The organism is Hominenteromicrobium mulieris (assembly GCF_046197855.1).
Lineage (GTDB): Bacteria > Bacillota > Clostridia > Oscillospirales > Acutalibacteraceae > Hominenteromicrobium > Hominenteromicrobium mulieris.
Genome location: NZ_CP173188.1, coordinates 2,990,066 through 3,007,237 on the forward strand (window position 1 = coordinate 2,990,066; position 17,172 = coordinate 3,007,237).

General features: G+C 48.9%; 16 protein-coding genes. 12 read left to right on the forward strand and 4 right to left on the reverse strand.

From position 1 onward, the window contains the following. Positions 1-6: 6 nt before the first annotated feature. The 6 genes from ACI0CA_RS14775 to ACI0CA_RS14800 are packed head-to-tail and all read left to right on the forward strand — an operon-like array spanning position 7 to position 5,936. Complete coding sequence (locus tag ACI0CA_RS14775; RefSeq protein WP_005541834.1) at positions 7-279, forward strand: DUF4315 family protein; 273 nt, start codon at positions 7-9, stop codon at positions 277-279. A gap of 4 nt (positions 280-283) precedes the next feature. Beyond that, the gene (locus ACI0CA_RS14780; RefSeq protein ID WP_412264971.1) at positions 284-1,345 is read left to right on the forward strand and encodes a CD1107 family mobile element protein; all 1,062 of its coding nucleotides are present in this window, start codon (positions 284-286) and stop codon (positions 1,343-1,345) included. Continuing rightward, positions 1,338-3,437 carry a DNA topoisomerase 3 gene (locus ACI0CA_RS14785; RefSeq protein ID WP_446806674.1) on the forward strand — a complete coding sequence of 700 codons (2,100 nt, stop codon included), beginning with the start codon at positions 1,338-1,340 and terminating at the stop codon, positions 3,435-3,437. The genes ACI0CA_RS14780 and ACI0CA_RS14785 overlap by 8 nt, the downstream gene beginning before the upstream one ends. Continuing rightward, positions 3,424-3,903 (forward strand): hypothetical protein, encoded by a 480-nt coding sequence (locus ACI0CA_RS14790; RefSeq protein ID WP_177693407.1) that lies wholly within the window; start codon positions 3,424-3,426, stop codon positions 3,901-3,903. Before ACI0CA_RS14785 ends, ACI0CA_RS14790 begins: the two co-directional genes overlap by 14 nt. Positions 3,904-3,915: 12 nt before the next feature. Beyond that, positions 3,916-5,742 (forward strand): antirestriction protein ArdA, encoded by a 1,827-nt coding sequence (locus ACI0CA_RS14795; RefSeq protein ID WP_308449830.1) that lies wholly within the window; start codon positions 3,916-3,918, stop codon positions 5,740-5,742. Beyond that, the gene (locus ACI0CA_RS14800; RefSeq protein WP_308449831.1) at positions 5,739-5,936 is read left to right on the forward strand and encodes a hypothetical protein; all 198 of its coding nucleotides are present in this window, start codon (positions 5,739-5,741) and stop codon (positions 5,934-5,936) included. The genes ACI0CA_RS14795 and ACI0CA_RS14800 overlap by 4 nt, the downstream gene beginning before the upstream one ends. Before the next feature lie 159 nt (positions 5,937-6,095). On the opposite strand, the gene ACI0CA_RS14805 is transcribed toward ACI0CA_RS14800, so the two are convergent. The 4 genes from ACI0CA_RS14805 to ACI0CA_RS14820 form a co-directional block, all read right to left on the reverse strand. Further along, on the reverse strand, positions 6,096-6,974 hold the full coding sequence (locus tag ACI0CA_RS14805; protein WP_176924325.1) for a BRO-N domain-containing protein: 879 nt from the start codon (positions 6,972-6,974) through the stop codon (positions 6,096-6,098). Positions 6,975-7,217: 243 nt separating this feature from the next. Then, complete coding sequence (locus ACI0CA_RS14810; RefSeq protein WP_308449832.1) at positions 7,218-7,550, reverse strand: DUF6050 family protein; 333 nt, start codon at positions 7,548-7,550, stop codon at positions 7,218-7,220. A gap of 71 nt (positions 7,551-7,621) precedes the next feature. Further along, positions 7,622-8,965: a relaxase/mobilization nuclease domain-containing protein gene (locus ACI0CA_RS14815; protein WP_446806673.1), complete on the reverse strand. Its 1,344-nt coding sequence runs from the start codon at positions 8,963-8,965 to the stop codon at positions 7,622-7,624. Further along, positions 8,926-9,255 (reverse strand): MobC family plasmid mobilization relaxosome protein, encoded by a 330-nt coding sequence (locus ACI0CA_RS14820; protein ID WP_308449834.1) that lies wholly within the window; start codon positions 9,253-9,255, stop codon positions 8,926-8,928. The genes ACI0CA_RS14815 and ACI0CA_RS14820 overlap by 40 nt, the downstream gene beginning before the upstream one ends. Positions 9,256-9,551: 296 nt before the next feature. Here ACI0CA_RS14820 and ACI0CA_RS14825 point away from each other — a divergent pair, with 296 nt between their 5' ends. From ACI0CA_RS14825 to ACI0CA_RS14850, 6 genes are all read left to right on the forward strand, one after another. After that, a complete protein-coding gene (locus ACI0CA_RS14825; protein WP_308449835.1) occupies positions 9,552-10,607 on the forward strand; it encodes a helix-turn-helix domain-containing protein in 1,056 nt (351 codons plus the stop codon). Positions 10,608-10,724: 117 nt separating this feature from the next. Continuing rightward, positions 10,725-11,330 (forward strand): MptD family putative ECF transporter S component, encoded by a 606-nt coding sequence (locus tag ACI0CA_RS14830; RefSeq protein ID WP_005423602.1) that lies wholly within the window; start codon positions 10,725-10,727, stop codon positions 11,328-11,330. A 3-nt stretch (positions 11,331-11,333) separates the two neighbouring features. Then, positions 11,334-12,011 (forward strand): energy-coupling factor transporter transmembrane component T family protein, encoded by a 678-nt coding sequence (locus tag ACI0CA_RS14835; RefSeq protein ID WP_446806672.1) that lies wholly within the window; start codon positions 11,334-11,336, stop codon positions 12,009-12,011. Next, the gene (locus tag ACI0CA_RS14840) at positions 12,011-13,492 is read left to right on the forward strand and encodes an ABC transporter ATP-binding protein (protein WP_308449836.1); all 1,482 of its coding nucleotides are present in this window, start codon (positions 12,011-12,013) and stop codon (positions 13,490-13,492) included. Before ACI0CA_RS14835 ends, ACI0CA_RS14840 begins: the two co-directional genes overlap by 1 nt. 122 nt (positions 13,493-13,614) lie before the next feature. Then, positions 13,615-15,423: an ABC transporter ATP-binding protein gene (locus tag ACI0CA_RS14845; protein WP_308449837.1), complete on the forward strand. Its 1,809-nt coding sequence runs from the start codon at positions 13,615-13,617 to the stop codon at positions 15,421-15,423. After that, positions 15,416-17,164 (forward strand): ABC transporter ATP-binding protein, encoded by a 1,749-nt coding sequence (locus tag ACI0CA_RS14850; RefSeq protein ID WP_178877570.1) that lies wholly within the window; start codon positions 15,416-15,418, stop codon positions 17,162-17,164. Before ACI0CA_RS14845 ends, ACI0CA_RS14850 begins: the two co-directional genes overlap by 8 nt. Positions 17,165-17,172 lie beyond the last annotated feature (8 nt).

Below are 17,172 nucleotides of genomic sequence, written 5' to 3' on the forward strand. Positions count from 1 at the left end.
TGATTTATGGCAACGACACAGAAGATCCGCAATGACATTGCGAAAACCAAAGAAAAGATCGCGGAACAGCAGAAACGCCTTCGCGCGCTGGAGGCGCAGCTTGCGGAGGAAGAAAATCTGGAAATCGTCCGCATGGTGAAAGCCGTGAAGATGGATAACAAGGAACTGACCGCCTTCCTGAAAGCCTATGCCAGCGGTATGATCTCCCTGCCGGAAGGTATGCTGCAGGAGGGCAACACCGAGAATGAGGAAACGGAGGGATACGAGGATGAAGCATAACTTTATGACAAAAATGGTATCGGCTCTTTTGGCGGTGGTGCTCAGCACTGCCGCTTTTTCTGTCACTGCCTTTGCCAGCGGCGGCGAGGAAACCACGGAGCCCGTGGCTGAACAGGAAACGGCCGGGGATGTTTCTGATCTGCTTTCCGCTTTGGCGGGCAGCCAAGTTACGGTATTCGTCACCGAGGATGGTATCCAGTTCAGTTCCAGTGAAAATGACTCCGGGCAGATCGGTACTGTCACCACGGGTGGCGGCAATTTGAATGTCCGCACGGGCGCGGGAATGGACTACACCGCCTTCACCCAGCTTCCCAATGGAACGACCGTGAAGGTGATTGGCACGGACGGCGACTGGCTGAAGGTCATCCTGCCGGAGAAAGTCGGCTATGTCTATTCCGGATACATGACGGTAAGTGACGGCGAGGCTGGCTCCGGGGAAGGTTCTTTCTCTCTGGATGCGGAAACACTGGAAAATCTGCTGGGGATGCTGGGCGGCGGTCTGAATGGTGGTGCCGCCCTAACGCCGGATGGGAACCTGTCACTGATTGACGATATTGGCAGCCCGACCGCCAGCGGCAAGCAGTTTATTACAGCGGAAACGAAGAACGGCAATGTGTTCTATCTCATTATCGACCGTGACGACGAGGGCGAGGAAACCGTGCATTTTCTGAACCAGGTGGATGAAGCCGACCTCCTGGCGCTCACGGAGGACGGAGAAAAGGCGGAAACACCTATTGTCTGCACCTGTACGGAGAAGTGCCAGGCCGGAGCAGTCAATACCGCTTGCCCGGTCTGCGTAAAAAACCTTAGTGAATGTATTGGCACAGAGCAGAAAGCTGTGGAGCCCGCCGAGCCAGACAATCCGGAGCCTGAAAAGAAAGGCAATGCCGGGGCAATCCTGGCGGTGCTGCTGATCCTTGCAGCCGGAGGTGGTGCGGCGGTCTATTTCCTGGTACTGAAACCGAAGCAGGGAAAGAAGGTTCCCGCTGTTCTGGATGATTTCGACCTGGAGGATGAAGAAGAATACCTGACCGAGGACGAGGAAACGGAGGAAAAGAATGAGTAAACTGATTATTGCGGAAAAACCGAGTGTGGCAAAATCTATCGCGTCGGCCTTGGGTGCTTCATCCAGGGCCGATGGCTTTTATGAGGGCAGTGGCCTTCTCGTATCCTGGTGCGTGGGGCACCTGGTATCCCCAATGGATGCGGGCGGCTATGACGAGCGTTTCAAGAAATGGCGTTATGATGATCTTCCCATTCTGCCGGAGCCGTTCCGCTATGTGCTGGCACCGGGCAAGGAGGACGCATTTGAAAATCTACGCGCCCTGATGGACCGACCCGACGTGGATACTATCGTCAATGCCTGTGACGCCGGGCGGGAAGGGGAGCTGATCTTCCGTCTGGTGTATGAAATGGCCGGCTGCCGCAAGCCGGTTCTTCGGCTCTGGATTTCCTCGATGGAGGACAGCGCTATCCGGGAGGGCTTTTCTGATCTGCGTCCCGGTGCCGATTATGAAGCCCTGTATCAATCAGCCCTCTGCCGCCAGAAAGCGGATTGGCTGGTGGGGATCAATGCCACGCGCCTTTTCTCCGTTCTCTATCACCGCACCTTGAATGTGGGCCGTGTGCAAGCACCCACGCTGGCAATGCTGGCGGAGCGTGACGCAAAGATCACGCTGTTTCACAAGGAAAAATATCATCTGCTGCGCCTGACGCTGGATGGAGCCGAGGCGGTGTCGGAGAAATTCACCGATTCGGCAGCGGCGGAACAGGCAGCGGTCATGTGCAAGGGTGCGACCGTCACCTGTACCTCTGTTACCCGTGAGCAGAAGAAAGAGCAACCGCCGAAACTCTATGACCTTACCACCTTGCAGCGTGAGGCGAACCGCCTGTTCGGATACACGGCGAAGCAGACTCTCGACTACGCACAGAGCCTCTACGAAAAGAAGCTGCTGACCTATCCCCGCACGGACAGCCGGTATCTGACTTCCGACATGGCGGAAACGGCATCCTGTGTGATCCACCTGGCGGCAAAGCTGCCGCCCTTTGATGGTTGCACAAACTTCTTCCCGCTGGTGGAGGCCATGATCTCCGACAAGGAGGTATCTGACCATCACGCCATTATCCCGACCATGGAGATTGAAAAATCGGATATCAAGGCTTTGCCTCTGGGCGAGCGCAACTTGTTTCTGTTGGTCTGCTGCAAGCTGCTGTGTGCGTCGGCAAGTCCGTATGAGTATGAGGCAGTCACCGCCACCTTTGACTGCGGCGGCCATTCCTTCACCGCAAAGGGCAAGCGCATCCTTGCCGAAGGCTGGCGAGAGATCGACCGCATTTTCCGTGCCTTTCTGAAAGAAAAGCCTGCGGATGGGGACGGCGGCACGCTCCCGGACTTCACCGAAGGGCAGACTTTTGACGGCGCGAAGGTTTCCGTTACCGAGCATTTCACCCAGCCGCCGAAGCCCTACACCGAAGATACCCTCCTGTCCGCTATGGAAAATGCGGGTAAGGACGATATCCCCGACGAGGCGGAGCGAAAGGGACTTGGCACGCCTGCAACCAGGGCGGCAATCATCGAAAAGCTGGTGGCAGCCGGATTTGTGGAACGCAAGGGCAAGAGCCTGATCCCCACAAAAGCCGGTATCAACCTTGTCACGGTCCTGCCGGAGCCGCTGACCTCTCCCATGCTGACGGCGGAATGGGAACAAAAATTGACGGAGATCGCAAAGGGCGGCGCTGACCCGGATACCTTCATGGACGGTATCCGCACGATGGTCCAGGAGATCGTGTCCACCTATTCCTGCATTTCCGAGGATGGCAAAAAGCTGTTTGCCCCGGAGAAGGAAGTGATCGGCACCTGCCCCCGCTGCGGCCAGCCGGTCTATGAGGGCAAGAAGAACTTTGCGTGTTCGGATCGGTCCTGCGGTTTCGTCCTCTGGAAAAACGACCGCTTCTGGACGAGCCGCAAGAAGGAACTGACAAAGAAGATGGCAGCGGACCTTTTAAAAAAGGGACGTACCAATGTCAAGGAAATGTGGTCTGAAAAGAAACAGGCTGCTTATGACGCTGCGGTGATTCTGGATGACACGGGCGGCAAGTACATCAATTTTAAGCTGGAATTTCCGAAAAGAAAGGTTGGTGCTGATGGCAGAAAATAAGACTTTGGAACATTTACCCGAAGTGAGGGCGGCGGTGGCTGCCCTCTCCCCGGAGGATCGGGAACTGTTGGCGGCGGTGCAGGTCTCGCCCTTCAAGCTGACAGCACCGGAACAGTTCAAGGAGTTTGCTGACAACATCGACTATTTCGTATTTGAGCCAAACATCCACGACCTGAACGATCTGGGCTGGCGGTATCTGGCACAGCACATGGATACGCCGTTACCCCCGGAACTTCTGAAAGCAATCGACCCTGTTCCTTTTGGCAAGTACGCCATGCAGGAGGAACAGGGCCATTTTACGGAACACGGATATATTTCTCTCTCCGGCGACGAGTGGAACCATGAGCGCCCTGCGGAGCCGGAGAAAAAGCCCTCCATCCGGGAACGGCTGGAACAGGGCAAGAAGGAATGTGCGGAGAAAAACAAGGCACAGCCACACAAGGAAAAGGCTGCGCCGGAACTGTAAGGAGGTGCTGATATGCCGTATTACGATCACGACAAGGATTATCCCTTTGCCGCCTTTATCACCAATCTTGGGAAGTACAATGAGGGCGAGCTTGTGGGCGAGTGGGTGAAGTTTCCCACCACCGCCGAGGAATTGAAGGAAGTATTTAAGCGTATCGGGATCGGCCAGAAGGATGACTTCGGCCAGCCCTATGAGGAATGGTTCATCACGGACTATGACTGCTATGTGGACGGTCTTTACAGCAAGCTGGGTGAATATGAGAATCTGGACGAGCTGAATTATCTGGCGTCGAAGCTGGATGAAATGAGCGAAAGCGAATACGCACAGTTTCAGGCCGGTATGGAAATGGGCGACCATTGCGGCAGCCTGCAGGAGATCATCAACCTCACCGAGAATCTGGATTGCTATGAGGTTTACCCCGATATCCATGACTATGACGATCTGGGCCGCTATTACATCGAAGAACTGGACGTTATGCAGGTGCCAGAGCATTTGCAGAATTACATCGACTATGAGGCCTACGGTCGGGACGTTGCGTTGGAGGAAAACGGCACCTTCACGGATCAGGGCTATGTGCGTGATACGGGTGACAGTTTCCATGAGTATTACGACGGTGAGCGTGGCAGTATCCCCGACGAGTACCGGGTAATGACTTTTCAGGACGATCTTCCCGAAGAAGAAAAATCTGAATGGGCTATGGATATTGCCTTTGACATGGACGAGTTTTTCCGTCAGAACGATCCGCAGTATGCGGCGGAGCACCCGGAGGCACAGGCTGCCAAGGAGGAACTTTACGAAAACCTGATGGCAGGGCGCATTTCCGCTCTGGATGAAAAGCTGGCGGCGCTGGGGCAGACGCAGGAGGACTATCTTCCTTCGGAGATCGAAAAATTCAAGGATGCCACGGGCTATGAGGAATTTCTTGATTTTGATCCGGCGGAGGTCAAGGCCGCTTTGGAGGACCCGGAGAAGTCCCATGCGGATGAAATGCTGTCCGCTGCGGAGAAGGTTGCCTCGGAAAAGATGACTGTGCTTGTAGTGGAACCTATGAAGGAACCCTATGTGAAGGAGATCGACCCCGACCTTCATTCCCTGCAGGCAGAGGTTGGCGGTGATATTGGGGCAACCTATCCCTATTCTGACCCGGTGGCGCTGGTCTGCAATGATGAAGGAAAGCTCATCGGGCTTGATCTGAACCGTGGGCTGCGGGATGAAAATGGAGAAATTTATGATATCGTAGCAGGGACTTTTTTGGTGGTTGGGCTTGGTGAGGAAGATTTTGCCTCCCTGTCCCCTGAACTGATTCAGAAATACACGGAACAGTTCAAAACGCCAGAACGATTTATGCAGATCAATGGCAATATCGTTGTTCTTCCTGTCCCAGCAGAGAAGCAAGACCTCACTTTTCTGCCAGACCGTTTTGAGACCGGCGAGCGTGTGCAGACACCGAGGGGCAGCTTTCAGGTGACGGCCATGAGCCGGGAGCAGATGGAGGCGGCCGGTTACGGTGTCCACCATATTTCCGATGATGGAAAGTATCTTATCATGGGAAACGGCACACGGGCCTTTGCCGTGGCAGCGGAGCAGCCGGAAAAGGACAATCCTCTCCGCACGGCAGAAATGACGCTGGAGGATGACTACGGCATGATCGACGGCGTTATCAACAACGGCAGACGCGGCGAGGAACTGGAGAAGGCGCAGGAACACGCGGAGCAGACGAAGCCGGAGAAGCCTTCCATCCGTGAGCGGTTAGAGGACGCCAAACGGGAGTGTGCCGAGCATAAGCCACCGGAGGGCAAGAAGCCCGGCCGTGATGTGCCGGAGCATGACTGCCTATGAGCCGAAGCAAGAAATGGCGGCTGGAATGGGCGTTCTTCCTGGGTGACAACGGCAGGCGGCAGTATAACCATATCTGTAAAAAATGTGTTCACGGCTGCAAGCAGAGTTTCCGGGCGTGTCTGGTCGCTTGCCCGCATTACAGTTCCAAACGGTCTAAAATCTGTGAGGATAAGGGGGCGAAAAACGCAGAATAATTCCCTGTATTCGTATTTTCAAAGGGAGCCTTTATGATTTTTCATGTGTCGGTCTGCTTGCTGGAACATGGAGAAAAAGGCTTGATTTCAAACACTTTCTGATACATAAAACGGGAGTACAGCTTTTCGGTTTGTCCGATTGACTGTACTCCCGCTTTTTTATTTGTTTTCGTCATTATCAGGTTTTTCCGTTTCCGCTACACTTTCTATCATGTCAACGACTACGGCATTAAGCTGTGCGGCGTTCTGCGATGTAATGACTGGTCGCCCGGTATCCTTTTCAATATCCTGTCGAACCTGACCGGCATAGCTGCCGCCACGACGGGCAATCTTCTGACTTTCAGAAAATCCTTCCGGCTGATGTGCTTTTGACAGTTCTGTGGTTGTTGCCTCTGCAAGCATATTCAGAACAATTTCCATCGTACTCATATTATCACGGAGGTTTTCCTTTTTCAGACCTTTTAATTTCTTATATTGCCGAGTAGTCATGCCGGACCATGCTTTCGTAATCTCATCGGTGAGAATGGCATACTCTTTTCCTTGCTGCACGCCACGCTCCTGCCATTCAGCGGTAAGCTCGTTACGGACACGGATGGAAAGGAGCCGCTGATGAATCCAGTCTGTATCATAGCCTTTTTTCTGATAGGTTTCCAATGCACGGTCGATTGCCTGTTCCGGGTCGATCGTTTCTTCAATGCGTTCACGACCAACCTGGGCAAGCCAGAGTTTGAACGGTTCAGCTTTAGGTGACGGAATTGACTGAATAATGCGTAAAAGCTGTTCAGCCGTTGCCGCTAGCACCTTACGCTTTTTGCCTGTTGCGCCCATCATTGCTACCTGGGGACAATTTGTCCCCAGGTAGCTTGCAAGCTGTTCGTCACGCTTACGCATTTTTTTGAGATAGTCTGTTGGATTGGAACTATCTGTCAGGACAGCGATAACATCCACAACGGAGAAATACCATTCTTCCTGTTCTTCGTCCCATGCGGTGCGTATTTTTCTATCTTCAAAAAGCTGGATGGAATTATTTTCGTCCATGCGCTTCAACCTCCTTAGAGTATGTATTTTAATTTTAACATGAAAGGGTTTCTATTTCTATAAGAGAAGCAAATTTCGCCGTAGTAGGCGTTGTGGGAATGTGCGTAAACTGCCAGGATTGTGAGGCTGTGGGAAAGCTGTTTGCAGACCTGTGGGAAAAGGCTTGTCTTTTTCCATCAGGCTGTGAATGGCTTTTCCATCGGCACGAGCGGCAGTTTTCCATATTTCCATGACGCAAGAAAATCATCCAACGATCAGCCAGTACACCGTCAGCGGCACATACCACACTGCCACGATCAGCCGCCATGTCAGAACGAAACCACCGATCACACCGCCGATAATAAAGTTCAGTGCAAACAGGGCGATCCCTCCACCCAGGGAGCCGCCGCCCGGCACGATCCAGAGGCACATCCGATGGAGTCCAAACGGCAGCCCACAGAGTATCCAGAGCCATACATAGTCAAGCTCTCCGTTCTTCACGCAGGCAGATTTGAAGATACAATACAGGATCAGTGCCATGGTCACGGGCAATACGCTTTTGAAGAAAAATGCTTTGATTGCTTCGCTTCTTGTCATCGGTAAAACCTCCTTCCGCAGTTCCATTATACAGGATGCCGGGAGCTGCGCCCAGCGTCTTTCAAAGAAATTTATTCCAGTTCATGCCGCCGCTGTTGTTCCTGGTCCTTTGGAACGGCCAGCAGCGCATCCACATTCTGCTTGACGGTATCGTATTCCTGTGTTTCGGTTCTTGCGGTTTTGAACTCCGTAAGGAGCCGTTCCTTTTCTGCGTTGAGATTAGCAAGCTCCGTTTTCATGCTTTCAGTTGTCGGCAGCGGCACAGCCCCCAGCCGTTTCAATTCTCTGGCGGCCGCTTCAAAAAGGATGATTTCGCTCTCATGCCCCCGCAGAAACTTTTCCTTATCGCCGGATTTACGGTAACGGTCGTAGATCGGTTTCAACTGGCGATAGGTGGTAGCGTGCTTCATCACAAGGGTAAGTTCGGCACTTCTGCTTTCTATTCGCTTGATCTCCGTATGAGTGGTATCCCTGCGCTCAGACACGGCGGCCAACTTGCTTTCCAGTTCTCCATAGCTGCTTATCCCGTGTTCGGTCAGGAAATTCATGGTCTTGGCGGCTTGTTTCAGATTGTTCAACTTCGCCCAATGGGTGAAGCCTGCGCTCTGCTGTGCCTTAATGTTATTCTGGATATCAATGAGCAGGCTGATCTTCCCGTTCTGCTGTTTCAGCTGGCGGGAAGGTCTGGAGCGTCCAGCAATCCGGGCGGCAAGGGCTTCTTCGGTGTAATCCACACCAAGGGTTTTCAGACGGGTGAACCGTTCCTGATCCGGTGCTTTGGCGGAGATATACTTGCCGCGCTTAATCTCATAACCTTCTCTCTGCAGGCGGCGAAGCAGTTCTTCTAAATCGGAACAGGCTGGTAGGAGCCGGTCGATGGCCGCTTTTAGCTTCGCCTTATAGCTGATGCCGTTCTGTGTGGCCTGATGTTCAATATAGCTCTTGCCCTTGTCCTGTCCGGGAATGATGACGGACAAGCCGTGTTCCTTGCAAAGCCGGTCGGAGGTGCGGCGGATATCGTGATAGCTTCGCTTGTTGGAATGATAGTGCTTGTAATCCACAAAGCTGACCGCATTAAAAATCAGGTGGTTATGAACATGATCTTTGTCTATGTGGGTGGTAAGGACAAACTCATACTTGCCGCCCAGGATTTCTTTTGCAAGCTCCATGCCGATTTCATGGGCCTGCTCCGGCGTGACTTCCCCAGGCTGAAAGGCTTGGATCGGATGGCGGCCCAGGTTCGTTCCCTTGTCGATGGCATGGCGACGGGTCCAGGAAAATTCGATATCCGCAGTTTCGGCAGTGCAGCCATAGGAGGATACAAGCAGCTTTCCGTCCGTCTTTTCCGGGTTGCAGATATAGTCAATGGCTGCTTTCAGCGTTGACTTGATAGGATGTGTCTTTGTAACTGCCATATCTCGTCCAGCCTTTCTCGTATCTCGTCCATATCGGCCTGATACGCAGGGCCTCCGGCATTGATCCGCTTGGCAATCTGATTGATGTTCCGGCCAATGGCAGCAAGCTCTTTGGTGAACGCCTTGATATCTGCGGTGTCCGTATAGATGATATATCCGTCAATCGCCATCTTGCGGAGGTAGGCACCATATCTGCGTGTGGGTAGCTGGCTCATTTTCTCGTCTATGAGCCGTTTTTCGTCCTCCGTAACATAGAATTTCATTTGGATATTCCGCTTTCGGTTTGCCATGCGCCGCCTCCGTTCTTCATAAGGGTTTGGGATTATCCCAACAAGCAATTTTGAATTTTCGGGTAAGGGACCTGAAAATCTCAAAATTCGCAAGCGGGTACTCGCTTGCTGTGCTTGCTACTGTAACCCTACCCTCATTCTCCCTCTACTAATACTACAATTTGAAACGGAGATTTTGGCTATTTTCATCTAAAAATCTTTAATAGCATGGGCGTTCATCAAAATTTGACACAGGAGAAATTATCACATATACTTAATGGTAATTAGTTATAATGAGCCAAAAGGAGGCATTGGTGGTGCTGACCTATGAAAAACAAGCACTCTCTGGTACGATTGAAGTATTATTGCGGTCTGAATTGCCAGACGAATTTGAAGGGACAAAGTTATACGGCTCTCTCGAAGAAGATGAACTACGGCAGGACTGTAAAATTTTTCGGCTGTCAAATGAAACAGGGCATGGACGCATTACAGTCTATCAGGTTTTTTCTGGTATTGAGCTTTACTATAACGATATGCACATGGGATATTGCAATCAAAATCAAGCCACAGCTAAAAACATGATAGAGATTAACCATTGTCTGATAGGACGTTTTGAGTGTAGCTTTGGTGAAAATAGTTGCTGCTATATGGCGGAAGGCGATTTGTCGATCAGCTCCATGATGAAGAAAAAGTCAAATTCGTGTTTTCCACTGAACCACTATCACGGTATTTCTATCGTCATCAATCTGGATGAATTGCTGCCGGAAATACGGCAAATCATGGAGCTATTGAATATTGATTTGCACTACATACAAAAATATATTTGCGAAGGAAACCGTTGCTGCATCATGCGGGCCAATCCGTCTATTGAACATATTTTTTCGGAACTCTATCATGTCCGGGAAAAAAGAAAACCAGGATACATGAAAGTCAAAATGCTGGAACTGCTTCTGTTCTTAAGTGATCTCAATACGGCAGAAGAAGTTTTACAGACGGATTATTTCAATCAAAATCAGGTCGCATTGATTAAAGCAGTAGCGTCCTATATTACGGAGGACTTGACAGCACATCATACGATTGAACAGCTTTCCCAGAAATTCGAGATTTCTACAACAGCATTGAAAAAGTGCTTTCGAGGCGTCTATGGAACCTCTGTCTATTCTTATCTTCGTACCTATCGGCTTCAAGTCGCCAAAAAATTGTTGCTGGAAACCGAGTCGTCAGTAACGGAGATTGCAAGTAAAATCGGATATGAAAATCCGAATAAATTCACTTCTGCCTTCAAAGAAACGTATGGCAGCTCTCCAACGGAATTCAGAAAGAGTGTCCGTTTGGATAGAAGCGGGTCCGTATGGAGTGGCGAAGAAATCTGAGCTGTATTAGAATATCCTTTGTCAGATAAAAGCAGAAAGACCGCTTGAAGCTGGCCTGTTTTTTGAATAGCGGGTTAGACGTTGCTAACTTTCTGCAAGACAAAGGAGGATTTCCAAATGGAAAATGAAAAATCGACAGGTAACAAGTACACTGTCAAAGACGCGGCAATCATCGGTATCTTCTGTGCGGTCATGTTCGTTGTATTTATGGTCTATTCGATCCTGACCGGCGCTTCACTGTTCTATTCCATGATTTTTAACGCCGCTGGTGCGGCACTTATCCTCGCACCGTTCTATGTTTATATGTGCATGAAAGTCGGCAAGCATGGCCCCGCTCTTGTCTACAATATCATGTGGGCGATTATCGCCGGATTGATGATGGGGCCATTTATGATTCCGTGGTTTTTGGGCGGCGGTATCATCGCAGAGCTTTCCATGTGCGGAAAGGATGCCTACCATGACATTAAGCGTGTGTCTATTTCGTGGGTAATCACGGCACTGGTTCGCGCTGCACATGGTATGTCAGAAATTTGGTTTTTCAAAGACGCATTTCTTGCCACCGGCGTCAGCGAGCAGCAGGTTCAGGTTCAGACCCAGTATTACACCGATCCGAAGTACGTCCTTTTGAGCCTGGCTGTCACCGCTATCCTGGCCGTCCTTGGCTGCATGATTAGTAACAAACTGATTGTGAAGCACTTCAGAAAGAGTGGTGCGATTAAATAAACTATGAGCATGAAATTTGATTTTCGAACCAAATTGCTTGTCATAGTTCTCACTATGTCGCTTGTGGCGGTGCTCACAAGCGACATAGTGATATACACACTTTTTGGCGTTTTGAGCGTGTATCTGATTATTCAGGGCTTTGGCAGGCAGACAATAAAATATTTGATCGTCTGCGGTATTTTTATCGTGTTGAGGTTGCTTTCAGGAGGACAGGGCATTACCATTCTTATGCCGGAAATGTTCCTGTTCATGGTGCTGCGTATTTTGATGATGGTTATGGCTGCGCAGCCCGTGATTGGTATGCCGCCGGGAGAAGTTGTAGCAGTTTTTAAGAAAATCCACGCGCCTAATGGAATTGCCCTGCCCGTAACCTTCATGCTGCGTTTCTTCCCTACTGTGCGCAGTGAATTTTCTGATGTGTTTTCCTCCCTTCGACTGCGAAAGCTGTTGTCATGGAAACACCCTCTGGACGCAATGGAGTATATTGTTACGCCTGTTATTTTCCGTTCATCCAGAATAGCCGAAGAACTTGCCGCTTCTGCTGAAAGCAGGGGGATTTCCAATCCTGGGAAACATACCTGCCGCAGAAAAATAGAATTTCAAAAAAGAGATTGGATTATGTGCGTGATTGCTGTTTGTGTAACTGCATTCTATTTTGTGCTGGAAAGGACGGTAGCATAATGGTAAATGATAAAGCAAGGCGATCCGTTATCCAGTTTAAAGATGTATCTTTTGAATATCCGGGAGCCGAAACAGATAGTATCCATCATATCAGCCTCGATGTAAAAGAGGGCGAGTTTCTTGTTCTGACTGGAGGGAGCGGCTGCGGAAAGACAACTTTAACACGATTGGTAAACGGGTTAGGCGAACAATTTTACGAAGGGACACTGAAAGGGCGCATCACACTGTTGGGACGCAACATATCGGAATATCCTCTGTATGAAATCGGGAAAAAAGTAGGTTCAATCTTTCAAGATCCAAAGAGCCAGTTTTTTGCCAGTATTACAGAGGATGAGATTTCGTTTGGGTGTGAAAATTATGGCGTTCCGTATGAAGAATTGGATAGGCGGGTTTCAAGTGCAATCAAGCGTATTAACGGAGATATGCTGCGAGGGAAAGAAATTTATCCGATGTCCAGCGGGGAAAAACAGAAAATAGCGGTGGCATCCGTCAATGCTGTTGATCCGGATATTTATGTGTTTGATGAACCTTCGGCCAATTTGGATATGTATTCCGTTGAGGCGCTTAAAAATTTGATGGGTGGACTTAAAGCGGAAGGCCACACAATCATTGTTGCTGAACACCGGCTTTATTATCTTACTGACCTTGCAGACCGTTTTCTCTATATGGAAAACGGGAGCATAAAAGAAGAATGGACGGCGGGAGAACTGCGCTCTATTCCAGAAGAAAAAAGACGAGCCATAGGAATACGAGCGGCAGATTTGCACCATATTGAAGTAGATATTTCCCCTGTAAAAGAAAAAGATATGACGATGGAGGTAAAGGATTTGGCGTTTTCCTATCGCAAACATCCGGTTTTCCATGATGTATCTTTTCAGGCGTATGCTGGTGATCTGATTGCGATTGTAGGCCATAACGGAATAGGAAAAACTACTTTGTCGAATATTCTTTGTGGTATGCAAAAGGAAAAAGAGGGTCAGGTCATATATAACGGGACAAAGGTATCTAAAGGCAAACGGAAGAATTTTGCCTACTTTGTTATGCAAAATACAGATTGCCAGTTGTTTGGGGACAGCGTAGAAGAAGAACTGCTATTAAACGGAAAAGGCAGTACCCAGGAGCAACGCGATGATCTGCTAAAACTATATGGCTTGTTTGAATGGAAAGAACGGCATCCCGCTACTCTTTCCGGCGGGCAGAAACAACGACTCACTCTCGCAGTATCGGATTGGATAGATACCCCCGTTTTGATTTTGGATGAGCCTACCAGCGGTCTTGATTTCAAAAATATGATGAGAATATCGGAGCATTTGAAAGCTCTGGCGCAAAAAGGAAAGACCATTTTAATCATTACCCACGATTATGAATTTGCCGCTATGACTTGCAATCGGGTTCTGCATTTCGTTGATGAAGGTCATGTAGAAACATTTCCGTTACAGGAAAATTTGTCCCGCTTATACTCCTGCCTTATGTGTCAATGAATTATGTGTCCGATTGGATAGATACGCTCTGTATGGAGTGGCAAAAACAACCGAATGATTTTATGATAATAGACGGGTTATAAAATGCTAACCCGTCTATTATTGCGAAAGGAGACTTGCTTATGGAGAAGCAAAAAAATGGAGAACTGTCCAGAATGTTCGGATATGCAGGGAAATTCCATGTTTTGACTGTTTTGGGATGTGTTCTCTCCGGAATCAGTACCATTTTATCTATGCTGCCTTTTGTTTGCATTTGGCTCGTCATCCGCGATTTAATCCAGGCTTTTGCTGCCGGGGATATATCTCTTGCAACGGGGAGCGCCCATTATGCGTGGATGGCGGTTGTGTTTGCAGCGGCAAGCATTTTAATTTATTTTATCGCCCTGAACTGTACTCATCTGGCGGCGTTTCGTACAGCCACCAATATGAGAAAATCTGCAATTCATCATATCGTGACGCTGCCGTTGGGGTATTTCAGCCAAAATGCAAGCGGACGGCTCAGAAACATCATTGATGATAATGCAGGGCTTACAGAAGGATTTCTGGCCCATCAGCTTCCCGATCTGACCGGAGCCGCAGTTATGCCGGTTGCCGTTATTATTTTGATTTTCCTTTTTGACTGGCGGCTGGGAATTTGCTGCCTGATACCTATGGGAATCAGTGTCATCTTTCTCAAACAGATGATGGGTGGAGATAATGCGCAGTTTATGGGCAAGTATATGACTGCACTGGAAACAATGAATAAAGAAGCTGTGGAATATATTCGCGGTATTCCTGTTGTAAAAGTATTTCAGCAAACTATTTATTCCTTCAAAAACTTTCACGCTGCAATAGAAGAATACGAAAAATTTGCTTCCGGGTATGCCTTAAAATGCCGTATTCCTCTTACGGGATTTACAGTAACACTGAACGGCACATTTGTTTTTCTTATTCCAGTCGCCATGTTTATTTTGTCCGGGGTCAGCGGCCAGGCGGCTTATGAAAATGTTGTGCTGGATTTTCTGTTTTACAGTTTGTTTACTCCGGTCTGTGCAACTATGATGAACCGTATCATGTTTGCCAGCGAGCAGCTTATGGCGGCTAAAAGTGCAGTCAGCCGGGTGGATGAAATTTTGCAGGAAAAGCCCTTGAAGGAGCCGGAACATCCCCTGATCCCGGCAGATGCTTCGATTGTGTTTTCGGATGTTTCCTTCGCCTATCCAGGGGCCAAAGAGAAGGCCTTAGACCATATCAGCTTTGAGGTTCCGACAGGAAAAACAGTGGCGCTTGTTGGTGCCTCCGGCAGCGGTAAAAGTACAGCGGCAAGCCTCATTCCCCGATTTTATGATGTTCAGTCAGGTTCCGTTACGATTGGCGGCGTGAATGTACGCAATATTGAGAAGCAGGAACTGATGAAAAGAGTTGCTTTCGTGTTTCAGAATACCTGTCTGTTCAAGGACACCTTGATGAATAATATTAAGGCGGCCCGCCCGGACGCTACCAGGGAAGAAGTCTTGAGAGCGGCTGATGAAGCACAATGCAAAGATATTATTGACCGCCTCCCGGATGGGCTTGATACGCTCGTTGGAACAGGAGGCACATATCTCTCAGGAGGTGAAAATCAAAGGATTGCTCTTGCAAGGGCAATTTTAAAAGACGCCCCTATTATTGTACTGGATGAAGCCACAGCATTTGCAGATGCCGAAAATGAACATCAGATACAGCTCGCTTTTGAGCGGCTGACCCAAAACAAAACGGTTATGATGATTGCCCACCGGCTCTCTACGATACAAGACGCAGACCTTATCCTGGTGTTCAAGGAGGGGCAGATTGCAGAAAGAGGTACGCATGAAGAATTGGTAGCCTTAAATGGTATTTATTCTTCTATGTGGAAGGATTACCAGACCTCGATTGCCTGGAAGGTCGGAAAGGAGGATGAGCAGCATGATTAAGGCGTTAAAAAAGAAGTATGCGTTAAGCGATCAGGGTGCAAAAGACCTGTTAAAAGGGATCGTTTATTCGGTGCTGGCCAATATCAGCCTTATGTTTCCTGTTATTCTTCTGGCTATCGTCCTCAATCAGCTTCTTGCGCCTGTTTTGGGAGCGAGTGCGCCAGAGATCAGTGCCGCCGTTTACACTGTGATTGGAATTGTGATTTTAGCTGTTGTTTTTATTTTTCATTATTGCCAGTACACCGCGACATATCTCGGGACGTATGATGAAAGCGCAAGGCGGCGTATCGGGCTTGCGGAAAAATTGCGTACCCTTCCGCTGACCTTCTTCCACCAGCGTGATCTTGCTGACCTGACAAGCACAATTATGGGCGACTGTGCAAACTTTGAACACGCATTTTCTCATACGGTTCCACAATTCTTTGGAGCAGTTATCTCTACGGGGATTGTTTGTATCGGCCTGCTGATTTTCAACTGGCAAATGGGTTTGGCTCTTCTTTGGGTAGCTCCGATTTCATTTGCAATCGTTATTCTGTCACGGAAATGGCAGGAAAAACTCAGCAAAAAGCACATGAACGCAAGACTGGAGCTTGCAGAAGGCATTCAGGAATGTTTGGAAACCGTACAGGATATAAAGGCTTGCAATCAGGAAGAAGATTATCTTCGCAAATTGGACGCAAAGATGGATGCTGCGGAAAAAGCACAGATTTCATCCGAAATGACAACGGCAAGTCTGCTGACAACCGGCCAGATGTTTTTACGGCTCGGTTTGGCAACGGTGATTGTAGTAGGTAATAGTCTTGTGGTAAGTGGAGATACCTCTCTGTTTACCTATATTCTGTTTTTGATTGCTGCCTCCCGCCTGTACGATCCGCTTTCCGGGGCGATGTCAAATATGGCAGAGCTGTTTTCTGTACAGCTTCAGGTGAACCGCTTGAAAGAAATAGAGGAATACCCGGAAGAAACCGGTGAGAAGAATATCCATACAAACGGGTACGATATTACATTCGATCATGTCCAGTTTTCTTACGAAAAGGGCAAACCGGTACTGAGGGATGTTTCGTTTACTGCAAAACAGGGACAGGTCACTGCATTGGTTGGCCCGTCCGGCGGCGGCAAAAGTACAGTCGCAAAACTGGCAGCCAAATTTTATCCTCTGGACGGAGGAAGAATACTGTTGGGCGGAACCGATATTGCTCCGCTAAATTCAACCATGTTGATGAAAAACTTCTCTATCGTTTTTCAAGATGTTGTGCTGTTTAATAACACCATCATGGAAAATATTCGTGTCGGTAAAAAGGACGCAACGGATGAAGAAGTGATTGCCGCAGCTAAAGCAGCGCAGTGTGATGAATTTATTTCAAAATTGTCGGACGGCTATCAGACGGTGATCGGAGAAAATGGTTCAACACTATCTGGCGGTGAGTGCCAGCGCCTTTCTATCGCACGTGCTCTTTTGAAAGACGCTCCTGTTATTCTTCTGGATGAAGCTACTGCTTCTCTTGATGTAGATAACGAAACTGAAATTCAAAACGCAATATCCAGGCTGGTAAAAGGCAAGACAGTTCTTATAATCGCTCACAGAATGAGGACGGTGGAAGCTGCCGATAACATCGTTGTATTGTCAGATGGTATTGTAGCCGAAAACGGAACTCACGAAGAACTTATGAAAGAAAATGGCCTCTATCATAGGCTGGTCGATTTGCAGACAGCTTCTGCAAATTGGAAGTTAAGCGTTTAATCATAAAA